We start from the raw sequence: 2,995 nt of genomic DNA, 5'->3' as shown, positions 1-2,995 counted from the left end.
AGCACGCCGGGGCTCTTCCTCAACGGGATGATCCAGGACGCCTCGTTCGGGCTCGCCGGCCTGGTCGCGGCGACGGAGAAGATCCTCGGCGGGCGCTGACGCGGTGGCGAACGTCCTCGACACCCGGCGGGAACAGATGTTCCCGAAGCTCACGCCCGCGCAGATCGACCGGCTCGAGGCGTACGGGAGCCGCATGCGCATCCGTGCCGGCGAAGTGTTGACCGAACCGGGCGACCGGCACGGCCGCATCCTCGTGGTGCTCTCCGGGGCGATCGAGGTCGTGCTGCCGGGGATCGACGGCGAGACCCCGATCACCGTCCACACGGCGGGCAGCTTCGGCGGCGAGATGAGCGCGCTGCGCGGCTCGGGCGCCACCGTGCGCGCGCGGGTGCGCGAAGACGGCGAGGTGATCGCGATCGAGCACGAGGGCCTCCTCCGGGTCGTCCAGAACGACGCCGAGCTGAGCGAGCTCTTCATGCGCGCGTTCATCCTGCGCCGCATGGGCCTGATCCAGGCGAGGCAGGGCGACGTCGTACTGATCGGCTCGAGCCACTCGGCAGCGACGCTCCGCCTGCGCCAGTTCCTCGGTCGCAACGGCTTCCCGTACGCGAGCCTCGACGTCGACCGCGACCCCGACGTCGCCGCGCTGCTGGAGCGCTTCCAGGTGGGGATCGACGAGGTGCCGGTTGTCATCTGCCGCGGCGAGACGGTGCTCAGGAACCCGACGAACGAGCAGCTCGCCGACTGCCTGCGGATGAACCCGGAGTTCGACGATGCGACGGTGCGCGACCTGATCGTCATCGGCGCCGGGCCGGCGGGGCTCGCCGCCGCCGTCTACGGCGCCTCAGAGGGGCTCGACGTCCTCGTGCTCGAGACCACCGCGGCGGGCGGGCAGGCGGGGACGAGCTCGAAGATCGAGAACTACCTCGGCTTCCCCACCGGGATCTCGGGGCAGGCGCTCGCCGCGCGCGCGCTCGTGCAGGCGCAGAAGTTCGGCGCGGACGTCGCGGTCGCCGGCACCGTCGTGAAGCTGCTGTGCCACCGCCGCCCATACCGGATCGAGCTCGCGAGCGGGCGCGTCGTGCACGCGCGGACGATCGTCGTCGCGACTGGCGCCGAGTACCGGCCGATCGCGATCGAAAACCTGTCGCAGTTCGTCGGGGCGGGTGTCTACTACGCGGCGACCTACCTGGAGGCGCAGATCTGCCGGGGCGAGGAGGCAATCGTCGTGGGCGGCGGCAACTCGGCCGGCCAGGCGGCGGTGTTCCTGGCGAGCGGCTGCCGGCACGTGCACCTGCTCGTCCGGTCGTCGGGTCTGGCAGCGACGATGTCGCGCTACCTGATCCGGCGCATCGAGGAGAACCCCAACATCACGCTGCGGCCGTTCACCGAGATCGCCGCGCTCGACGGGAACGGCCAGCTCGAGCGCGTCACCTGGCGGAGCCAGGGCGACCAGCGCGAGTCGCGCGACATCGGGCACGTGTTCCTCATGACCGGCGCGGTGCCGAACGCGCGCTGGCTCGCGGGCTGGGTGGCGCTCGACGACAAGGGGTTCGTGCGCACCGGATCGGACCTGAGCGCCGAGGATCTCGCAGCGACGCGCTGGCCGCTCGCTCGCGAGCCGCACCTCCTGGAAACGAGCCGTCCGGGAATCTTTGCGGTGGGCGACGTCCGGTCGGGGAGCATCAAGCGCGTGGCAGCCGCAGTGGGCGAGGGATCGACCGCCGTGCAGTTCGTTCACCGCGCGCTGCAAGAGTAGCGCCGGGCCACCTCGCACAGGGCGTCTTGCTGCTGATCTTCGTGGTGCTGGGGTTCCTCGCGGTGCGGCGGTTCCACCTGCGCGCCTGAACGCTAGCCGCCGTAGCGTTCGGTCCTGATCCGGTCGGGAGCGACGCCGAGGTCGAGCAGCAGCCCGCTGACGGTCTCGACGAATGCGTTCGCGCCACAGACGAACGCGAGCAGCGGGCTGCCGCCCGCGCGCAGCGCCTCCGCCAGGAGTTCCCGGTCGATGCGGCCGCGCCGAAGATCGTTGTGCCCCGGTGCTTCGCGCGTGACCGTGGCGAGGAGCGTGAAACCGCGTCGCGCGGCGGCGTAGCCGCGCAGTTCGTCGAGGTAGAGGAGGTCGGGCGCGGTCCGGGCGGAGACCGCGAGCGTGACCGGAGCTTCGCTCCCCTGCGCCGCGTGGTGCCGGATCATCGACGCCAGCGGGACGACGCCCGAGCCGCCGCCGACGAGGAGCAGCGGGCCGCCGTCCCGCACCGACCACATGAAGTGGCCGCCGATCGGCCCGCGGAGCTCGATCTCGTCGCCGACCCGCACCTCGTCGTGGAAGAACGGCGACACCTCGCCGTCCTGGAGCCGCTCGACGGCGAGCTCGAGAGCGTCGGCGTGCTCGGGCGCCGAGGCGATCGAGTAACTGCGCTGCGCCTCGTAGCCGTCGGGCGCGACGAGACGCACGTCCATGTGCTGCCCCGGGACGAACGCGGGCGGTTGCGGCAGCGCGAAGAAGAAGCTCTTGATGCGCGGCGTGCGCGGGACGACCGAGGTGACCCTCGCCATGGTCCAGGCGAGCTTCCGCGGTCCGGCAACGGCGTCCATCGCCTCAGTCCCCCGAGTACCGCTGCTCCTGCCAGGGATCGCCGTACATGTGATAGCCGCGGAGCTCCCAGAAGCCGGCCTCGTCGCGCTCGGTGAACTGCAGCGCGTTCACCCACTTCGCCGACTTCCAGAAGTAGAGGTGCGGGACCAGCAGGCGGGCGGGGCCGCCGTGATCGGCCGGGATCGGCTTGCCTTCGTACGAGACGGCGATCATCCCGCGCCCGCCGACGAGATCCTTCGTCGGCACGTTGGTCGAGTAGCCGTCGACGGAGTGGGCGAGGACGTACGCGGTGGGCGCCTCGATGCCCGCGTCGGCGAGGAGGTCGTCGATCGACACGCCCTCCCAGGCGGTGTCGAACTTGCTCCACTTGGTGACGCAGTGGATGTCGCGCGTGAC

3 protein-coding genes are annotated in these 2,995 nt (G+C 71.4%); 1 reads left to right on the top strand and 2 read right to left on the bottom strand.

The annotated features are described in order from the left end of the window. Positions 1-103: 103 nt before the first annotated feature. On the top strand, positions 104-1,759 hold the full coding sequence (locus tag VMS22_10195) for an FAD-dependent oxidoreductase (protein HXJ34394.1): 1,656 nt from the start codon (positions 104-106) through the stop codon (positions 1,757-1,759). A 92-nt stretch (positions 1,760-1,851) separates the two neighbouring features. Here the strand turns inward: VMS22_10195 and VMS22_10190 are convergent, their stop codons facing one another. Continuing rightward, complete coding sequence (locus VMS22_10190) at positions 1,852-2,598, bottom strand: FAD-binding oxidoreductase (protein HXJ34393.1); 747 nt, start codon at positions 2,596-2,598, stop codon at positions 1,852-1,854. A gap of 4 nt (positions 2,599-2,602) precedes the next feature. Continuing rightward, the coding region (locus VMS22_10185) for a molybdopterin-dependent oxidoreductase (protein ID HXJ34392.1) at positions 2,603-2,995 on the bottom strand (393 nt) is incomplete at its 5' end.

The sequence above is a fragment of the Candidatus Eisenbacteria bacterium genome (assembly GCA_035577985.1).
Taxonomy (GTDB): domain Bacteria; phylum Desulfobacterota; class Binatia; order DP-6; family DP-6; genus DATJZY01.
This window is presented reverse-complemented; position numbering and strand designations above follow the sequence as displayed.

Coding starts and splice junctions, on each gene's coding strand:
- VMS22_10190 (HXJ34393.1), bottom strand. CDS start 2,598: ATGGACGCCGTTGCCGGACCGCGGAAGCTCGCCTGGACCATGGCGAGG.